Genomic DNA, 8,232 nt, shown 5'->3' on the forward strand with positions numbered 1-8,232 from the left:
GCCGGGTGCGTCAGTGGTGGCCGCCCGCGTGCAGATGGACGGCCGGCGACACCACCAGGGGCCGCACCATGTGCTGCTCGTGCTCCAGCATGTGGCAGTGGTGCACGCCCCTGCCGACGACGGGGAACCGGACCGCCACGGTGACCAGTTCGCCCAGCGTGGCGTTCGGCGTGATCAGGCCGGCCGTACCCACCCGGATGACGTCCTTCTCCCCGAGCTCGTGCGCTTCCAGCGTCCCCGCGGCCTTGAACGCGATGGGCTTGGCCGAGCCGCGGGTGACCCGGTGGAAGCCGGTGATGTCGTAGCTCTCGCGGGACAGCACCTGGAAGTGCGACAGGTGGATGTGCATGGGGTGCGGGGACGCGGCCAGGTTGAGGTACTTCCAGATCTCCACGCTGCCCAGCGCGGCGGTGAAGGTCTTCCCGTCGTCGTACGCCATCGCCGTCCTGCGCAGCGTCTTGACGACGCCCTCGGCGTCCTGGACCTGGACGATCCCGGGGGACGGGAACGCGATCCCCGCCGGATCGACCTCCTCCATCTCCCACAGCTCGGGAATGTTCGTCGAGCCGGGACCGACCACGACCACCCACCGCGGGGCGAGGTCGTGGGGCAGGTCGTGGTGGGTGAGCCGCTTGAAGGTGGGCGAGAGGACCTCCGGCAGCACGGGCCGGCCGGACGGCCGCTGGTCCGCGACGCGGAACTGCATCACGTCGGGCTCCAGCAGGTCGTTGAGCTTGTTGGAGGCACCGGGCGTGATGCCCTCCAGCGTGTTGACCAGCTTCAGGGCCCGCCCCCGGAACGCACTGAAGTCGATCATGACGTCCACGCGCTCGCCGGGGGAGAGGTTCAGCGCCCCCTCGACCGTCAGCGGCTTCTCGACCAGGCCCTGGTCGGTCCCGATCACCCGCAGCGCCCCCGGGACGGGCTGGCCGTCCGCCAGCAGCATCAGCCGGTAGATGCGGGAGTTCGCGCCGTTGACGATCCGGAACCGGTACCAGCGCGGCGCGACGTCCAGGTACGGCCAGACCACCCCGTTGACCAGGGTGTACGGGGCCGAGTGGGTGCGCATGAGGCGCTGCGGGCCGATCATCTCCACCTTGTGGACCAGCCGCCCGACGAGGGCACCGGACTCGTCCACGTCGAAGTTGCGGTCGCTGAGGAACAGCGGCACGTCGCGGGCGCCCTCGGGCAGGTCGAGCGCCTCCTCCTCCTCGTTGCGGGAGAGGAACATGCCCGCGAGCCCCGCGTACACGCTGAAGCGGCTCACGTGGTGGGTGTGGTCGTGGTACCAGAGCGTGGTCGCGGCCTGGGCGTTCGGATAGGCCGACAACTGCACGTCGCCCGGGCCTATGAGGTTCTCCATCCAGCCGTCGTTGCCGCCGCCGGTCAGCATGCCGTGCAGGTGCACCGCGGCCCACGGCTCCAGGTCCGGCACACCGGCGACCGCCTTGGTCCCCGCCGTGCCGGGGTAGTTGGTGAGCGGGTCGGGCGCGCGGCCGGTGGGCGAGTCGAAGTCGACCGCCTTGACGGGGATGTTGCCGGTGAGCTGGTTCTCCCAGACGACCCGCAGCGGACGCCCGCTGACCGTCTTGATCGTCGGGCCCGGGTAGGCGCCCTCGTACGTCCACATCGTCACCGGCGGCATCTCCGAGTGCACGGTGACGTCGGCGGTGCGCATGCGGACGGTCAGCTCGTCGTGGTCGCCGCGGTCGCGCGGGCGCAGCACCGGCGGGATCCGCAGCGGATCCTTGAACTTGGTCAGCTTCAGCTCGGGCGCCGACTGCTCGGGTCCGCCGGCCGTCGCGGCGGCGGCCGCACCGTCCGACTTGAAGAAGGGGCCGGCGGTCACCAGGGCGCCCAGGCCGGCCACGGCGCCGTAACGCAGCATCGTGCGGCGGTTCGGCCCGGATGGCTGGAATGTTTCGGAGGCTGTGGGATCCATTCGCCCGAGGCTAGGGGCGGCCGCTCTCGTCGAACTCGTGCTCGGCTCTAGGACGTGCCCCGGCCGGGCCCGGTACCGGTGGACGGCCCCGCCACGTCGCCAGGGCCGTCCGGGGGCGGATCTCAGACCGCGATCGGCTCGCTGTCCCGGTTGATGAGCGTCGCGTAGTGGCCACCGCGCAGGATCAGCTCGTCGTGGGTACCGCGCTCGGAGACCCGGCCCCGGTCCAGCACGATGATCTCGTCGGAATTGCGGACGGTCGACAGCCGGTGGGCGACCGTGATGGTGGTACGGCCCACGCTGGCCGCGTCGATGGCCTTCTGCACGGCCTGCTCGGTCTGGGTGTCCAGGGCACTGGTCGCCTCGTCGAGTACCAGGATCGGCGGGTCGCGCAGGATGGTGCGGGCGATCGCCAGCCGCTGCTTCTCGCCGCCGGAGAACCGGTACCCGCGCTCGCCGACCACCGTGTCGTAGCCGTCGGGCAGCAACATCAGGTAGTCGTGGATGTGGGCGATCCGCGCCGCCGCGAACAGCTCCTCGTCGGTCGCGTCGGGCTTGGCGAACCGCAGGTTGTCCGCGACCGTGGCGTGGAAGAGGTACGTCTCCTGGGAGACGACGCCCACCGCGGACGTGAGCGTGTCGAAGGACAGGTCGCGCACGTCGACCCCGTCGATCGTGACGGAACCGGACGTGACGTCGTACAGCCGCGGGATGAGGTAGCTGAGCGTGGTCTTTCCCGAGCCGGTCTCTCCGACGATCGCGAGGCTGCGGCCCGCCGGCACGGTCACGTCGACGCCGGCCAGCGTCGGCTGCTCCGTTTCCGCGTAGGAGAAGCCGACCCCCTTCATGCGCACCTCGCCCCGCAGGACGGCCGGCTCGACCGGCCGCTCCGGCTCGGCGATGTCCACGGGCAGGTCGAGGTACTCGAAGATGCGGCCGAACAGCTCGAGGGAGCCCTGGATCTCGATCCCGACGGTCAGCAGCCGCTGCGCCGGGCGGAACAGGCTCTGCTGGAGCGAGGTGAAGGCGACCAGGGAGCCGATGGAGATGGCCATGTGGCCGTTGTTCGAGGTCAGCCCCGATACCCAGTAGATCACCGCCGGCATGGAGGCGATGACGATCCAGATCGTCGACTGGTACCACAGGCCCGCCGTGGTGACGCGCACCTCGACGTCGGTGAGCTTGCGTGACTGCTTCGCGAAGTCGTCGGTCAGGGACCGCGAACGGCCCATGGTGTGGCTGAGCAGGATCCCGCTGATCGACAGCGACTCCTGCATGGTCGAGGACAACCCGGCGAGCTGGCCCTGCCGGTCCCGGGTGATGTTGCGCCGCTCGTTGCCGACGCGACGGCTCACCAGGGCGAACGCCGGAAGCATGAGCATGGACGCCAAGGTCAGCCGCCAGTCGAGCAGGAACATGGCGGTCGTCGAGGCGATGACGATCGTGATGTCGGCCAGCAGCGCCGTGGCCGTGGTCGTGATGGTGACCTGCATCCCGCCGATGTCGTTGGCGATGCGCGACTGCACCTCGCCGGTACGGGTGCGGGCGAAGAAGGCCAGCGACATCCGCTGGAGGTGCGCGTACACCGACGTGCGCAGGTCGTGCATGACGAGCTGGCCCACCGTGGCCGACACGTGCGTCTGCCAGACGTTGAACGAGCTGGTGGTGACCGACACCATGATCATGCCGAGGGCGAGCAGGGACAGCAGCCCCAGCCTGTCCTGCGGCAGCGCCGTGTCCATGACCTCGCGGATCAGGAACGGGTTGATGAGGGAGACCAGGGAGGAGCCCGCGACCAGGAACACGACGGACAGCAGCTGCCTCCGGTACGGGCGGAACAGCCCGAGGATGCGTCGCACCTGGCTGTCTTTCGTCAGTGCCTGGGGACGCGTACTGCCCGAGCTGGCGCTGCTCACCCTGGCCTCCTTCTCTTGTGGTCAGTTCCAGTCGACGGAACGCGGGACGACGGCGGAGTCGAAGCCGCCGGGGCCCCGCGCCAAAGCGAGAGCCGTGGACACGCTCATGTGCCGCGGCGTGGTCACCGGATCCGGTCCGTGCCTACTGCAGCTGCCTGACCAGTGCCGCCCATTGGGCGAGCTCCGCTTCCGACAGCGGTGGCGGGCACGGTTGGCCGGGCCGGTCGCCGGTCAGGGCGGCGGATTCCCTCCAAGCCCAGGGGGGATACATGCCGTTCCACGCGAACCCCGTCCACATCAGGCCTTCACCGAATCTCTTCCAAAGGGCTCGCAAAGCGGACCTGGGCCTCGCGCCCATGTCGATCTCCATTCGCAGGGGAACCGCCCCACGCCATCTTGAGCAACGCTGCTCAACAGGACATCGGGACCGTGTCGAGTTCCGCTGGAGGACGAGGCCTCAGCGCGCGGCCAGCAGCCCGCGGCTGCGCAGCACCCGGCGCTCCAGCGGGCTGAAGAACAGCAGGTCGATGGCGACGCCGACGACGAAGATCAGGGCGATGCCGAGCACCACGCCCGGCATGTCGGAGAACTCCCGCTGGTTCTGCAGGTAGCGGCCGAGGCCGAGCCCCAGATCGGGGGAGGAGGCGATGAGCTCGGCGGCCATCAGCGACCGCCAGGAGAACGCCCAGCCCTGCTTCAGCCCGGCCAGGTACCCGGGCAGGGCCGCGGGCAGCAGCACGTGCCGGGCGCCGCGCATGCCGGTCGCACCGAGCGTGCGGCCGGCCCGCAGGAACAGCGGCGGTACCTGGTCGACCCCGCCGATCAGGCCGTTGGCGATCGAGGGCACCGCGCCCAGCAGGATCACGGCGTACATGGCCGAGTTGTTGATGCCGAGCCAGATGACCGCGGCGGGCACCCAGGCGACCGAGGGCAGCGACTGCAGGCCCGCCAGCACCGGCCCGATGGCGGCCCGTATCGGCTTGACCTGGGCGACGATCAGACCGATCGGCGTACCGATCGCGACGGCCGCCAGGAAGCCCGAGATGCCGCGCCAGAGGCTGGTCCAGACGATGGAGAACAGGGTGCCCTCGTCCCAGAGGACCGTGAGCGCGTGCCACACCTGGGCCGGACTCGGCAGCTTCTCGGGGCTGGTGACGTGCAGGCTGTAGGCGAGCTGCCAGGCACCGACGACCAGGACGAGGGCCAGGACCGGCGGCAGCACCTTCGCCCTCAGCACCTGGCCGGACGAGGCGCGCTGCGTGTGGCCGGTCTCCAGCGCGTCGAGGCCCGCCCCCAGCGTGTCGAGGCCGGCCCCCGCGCCGTCGCGGCGCAAGGCGCGGTCGCTCACCGCGGGCCGGGTGTCAGTGCTGGACATGGCGGCGGATCTCCCCACGCAGGTGCTCGGTGATTTCGATGGACAGCGCCGCGACCTCGGCGGACTCGCCCCGCAGCGAATGCGGCAGGTCGACGCGCCACTCCCGGGCGATCCGGCCGGGCCGGGACGACAGCAGGACGACGCGCTGGGCGAGCCGCACGGCCTCTCTGACGTTGTGGGTGACGAACAGCACGGTGAGTTTGCGCTCGTTCCAGATCCGGGTGATCTCCTCGTGCAGGACGTCCCGGGTGATGGCGTCGAGCGCCGCGAACGGCTCGTCCATCAGCAGCACGGTGCTGCCCTGGGCGAGCGCCCGCGCCATGGCCACGCGCTGGCGCATGCCGCCGGAGAGCTCGTGCACCCGCTTGCGGTACGCGCCGCCGAGGCGGACCAGCTCCAGCAGCCGCTCGGCCTCGGTCCTGCGCTCCTCGCGCGGCATGCCCGCCAGGCGCAGCGCCAGCTCGATGTTCCGGCCCGCGCTCAGCCACGGGAACAGCGCGTGGTCCTGGAACATCAGCGACGGCCGGGTACCGGGTACCTCGATGGTTCCGGTGCTGGGTTCGTCGAGCCCCGCCACCAGGTTCAGCAGGGTGGACTTGCCACAGCCGGAGGCACCGAGCAGCGTGACGAACTCGCCCGGGGCCACGTCCAGGTTGATGTCGTCGAGCACGACGGAATCCGCACCGGGGCGGCCGAAGGCCTTGGAGACGTGCGAGAGCCGGACCGCCGGGTAGTCGTCCGTGATCTCGACGACGGGGGCGCACTTCGGGATGGTCAGTGCCGTGGTCATTGCGGACACCTCCTGCGGGAGTGGACGGGGGCGCTGCGCGGGGCTACGGAGTGCGGGGCGTCACTTGACGCCGAGCCCGGCGTCCGACGCGACGGGCCGGCCCGCCGCCGTGAGCACCTTGTTGAGCAGGGTCAGGTCGACGATCCCGGCGAGTTCGGGCTTGTCGAGCAGGCCCGCGGCGACCGCGTGGTCGGCCCCGGTCTGCAGGGTCGCGGCCAGCGGGTCGTCGATGAAGTCGATGCTGGGCCACGCGGGGTCGAGGATGGCGGGCGGCAGCGCATTGCCCGTGTCGGCCTTGATCCGCAGGTTCGCGTCGGCCTTCGCCTGCTCCGGGTCGGCCTTGATGAAGGCGTTGGCCGCCAGCGAGCCGCGCAGCACGGCCTCGACCACGTCGGGGTGCGCGCTCAGGAACTTCTGCGAGACGATGATGTTGGTGGTCACGAACTTGCCGTCCGGCCACAGCGTCTTCTCGTCCAGCAGGACCTTCGCGCCGAGCGTGACCAGCCTGGAGGCCGTCGGCTCGGGCACCCAGGCGCCGTCGATGGAGCCGGACTTGTACGCCTCCGGCACCACCTTGTTCTCCGTACGCATCACATTGACGTCACCCGAGCCGGAAGCCGGGTCCACCTTGTAGCCCTTGCCCGCCAGATAGTTGAGCAGGGCGACGTCCTGGGTACCGCCCAGCTGCGGGGTGGCGATCTTCTTGCCCCGGAGGTCGTCCAGCGAGCCGATCTTCGCCGGGTTGACCACCAGCTTGACGCCGCCGGAGGCCGCGCCGCCGATGATCCGCAGCGACGTGCCGCGCGACTTGACGTAGCTGTTGATCGCCGAGTTCGGGCCGATCCAGCCGATGTCGATCGAACCGGCGTTGAGCGCCTCGATCTCGGCCGGACCTGCGTTGAAGAACTGGGACTTGATCCGGGTCGACCCCAGCTCCTTCTGGAACAGGCCGTTCTGCAGGCCGACCAGGGCGGTCGCGTGCGTGAGGTTCGGGAAGTAGCCGATCTTCACGGTGTCGGCCGAGAGCTTCGCACCCGAGGCGCCCGCGGGCTGCTTCGCCGGGGCCTCGTCGGCACTGGCGCCGTAGCTGCAGCCCGACAGCAGCCCGGCGGCCGTGGCCAGTGCGACGGCCGCCACGGCCGCGCGCCCGATCGTATGGTGGTGCATCAGACCCAGTCCTCCTGGTTGGTTGCCTCGACTGCGCGCCGTACGGTCCCGAAGGGATCGCCCGCCATGCCGGCGGCGAGGGTGGTGCCGTCGGCCGGGTCGATCAGCAGGAACGAGCCGGTCCGGCGGTTGTCGGCGTAGGGGTCGAGCGCGAGCGGCTCGGCCGTGCGCAGCACGACGTGGCCGATGTCGTTGACCTGCAGACCCTCGGCGCCGGGGCGCCGTTCGAGCGTGCTGATGTCGATCCGGTACGAGATGTCCTTGACCAGGGCGCGCACGGTGCGGGTGGTGTGCTTGAGCAGCACCTTGGCGCCGACGTGCAGGGGACGCTCGTTGAGGTGACAGACGCTGGCCTCGATGTCCTGCGTGGGCGCCGCGGCCGTGCCCCCGGCCGCGATCAGGTCGCCGCGCGAGATGTCGACGTCGTCGGTGAGCCGGACGGTGACGGACTGGGGAGCCCAGGCCACGTCCGTCTGCGTGCCGAGCGCGTCGATGGCCGCGACAGCAGTGGTGTGGCCGGAGGGCAGGACGGTGACGACGTCCCCGACGCGCAGCACGCCGGAGGCGATCTGGCCGGCGTAGCCCCGGTAGTCGGGGTGCTCGGCGGTCTGCGGACGGATCACGTACTGGACCGGGAAGCGGGCGGGCTCCTCCCGCGGATCACTGCCGACCTGGACGGTCTCCAGGTGCTCCAGCAGGGTCCGGCCGCCGTACCAGTCCATGGTGGCGGAGGGCTCGACGACGTTGTCGCCGGCCAGCGCGGAGAGCGGGATCGCCACGACGTTCTTGACCCCGAGCGTCGCGGCGTACGCGGTGAACTGCTCGGCGATCTCCGCGAAGACGGACTCCTCGTAGCCGACGAGGTCCATCTTGTTGACGGCCAGGACCACGTGGGGGACCCGCAGCAGGGCGGCGACCGCGGTGTGCCGGCGGGTCTGCTCGACCATGCCGTTGCGGGCGTCGACCAGCACGACGGCGAGGTCGGCGGTGGAGGCGCCGGTGACCATGTTGCGGGTGTACTGCACGTGCCCGGGGGTGTCGG

The 8,232-nt window shown here is 70.7% G+C and carries 6 protein-coding genes; all 6 read right to left on the minus strand.

Annotation, left to right across the window (positions count from 1 at the left end; genetic code table 11):
• Window positions 1–10: 10 nt before the first annotated feature.
• A complete protein-coding gene (locus tag ABZY57_RS30945; protein ID WP_356517572.1) occupies window positions 11–1,942 on the minus strand; it encodes a multicopper oxidase domain-containing protein in 1,932 nt (643 codons plus the stop codon).
• Between the two features lie 122 nt (window positions 1,943–2,064).
• A complete protein-coding gene (locus ABZY57_RS30950; protein ID WP_356517574.1) occupies window positions 2,065–3,858 on the minus strand; it encodes an ABC transporter ATP-binding protein in 1,794 nt (597 codons plus the stop codon).
• Between the two features lie 457 nt (window positions 3,859–4,315).
• Window positions 4,316–5,233, minus strand: coding sequence for an ABC transporter permease (locus ABZY57_RS30955; RefSeq protein ID WP_356517576.1), 918 nt, complete (start codon window positions 5,231–5,233; stop codon window positions 4,316–4,318).
• Window positions 5,220–6,023, minus strand: a complete 804-nt coding sequence (locus ABZY57_RS30960; RefSeq protein WP_356517578.1) for an ABC transporter ATP-binding protein — start codon at window positions 6,021–6,023, stop codon at window positions 5,220–5,222. The genes ABZY57_RS30955 and ABZY57_RS30960 overlap by 14 nt, the downstream gene beginning before the upstream one ends.
• Before the next feature lie 60 nt (window positions 6,024–6,083).
• The gene (locus ABZY57_RS30965; protein WP_356517579.1) at window positions 6,084–7,190 is read right to left on the minus strand and encodes an aliphatic sulfonate ABC transporter substrate-binding protein; all 1,107 of its coding nucleotides are present in this window, start codon (window positions 7,188–7,190) and stop codon (window positions 6,084–6,086) included.
• Window positions 7,190–8,232 (minus strand): GTP-binding protein (locus ABZY57_RS30970; protein ID WP_356517580.1); only part of this gene is annotated, 1,043 nt, incomplete at its 5' end. The genes ABZY57_RS30965 and ABZY57_RS30970, both read right to left, overlap by 1 nt.

The organism is Streptomyces sp. NPDC006450, assembly GCF_040612195.1.
Taxonomy (GTDB): Bacteria; Actinomycetota; Actinomycetes; order Streptomycetales; family Streptomycetaceae; genus Streptomyces.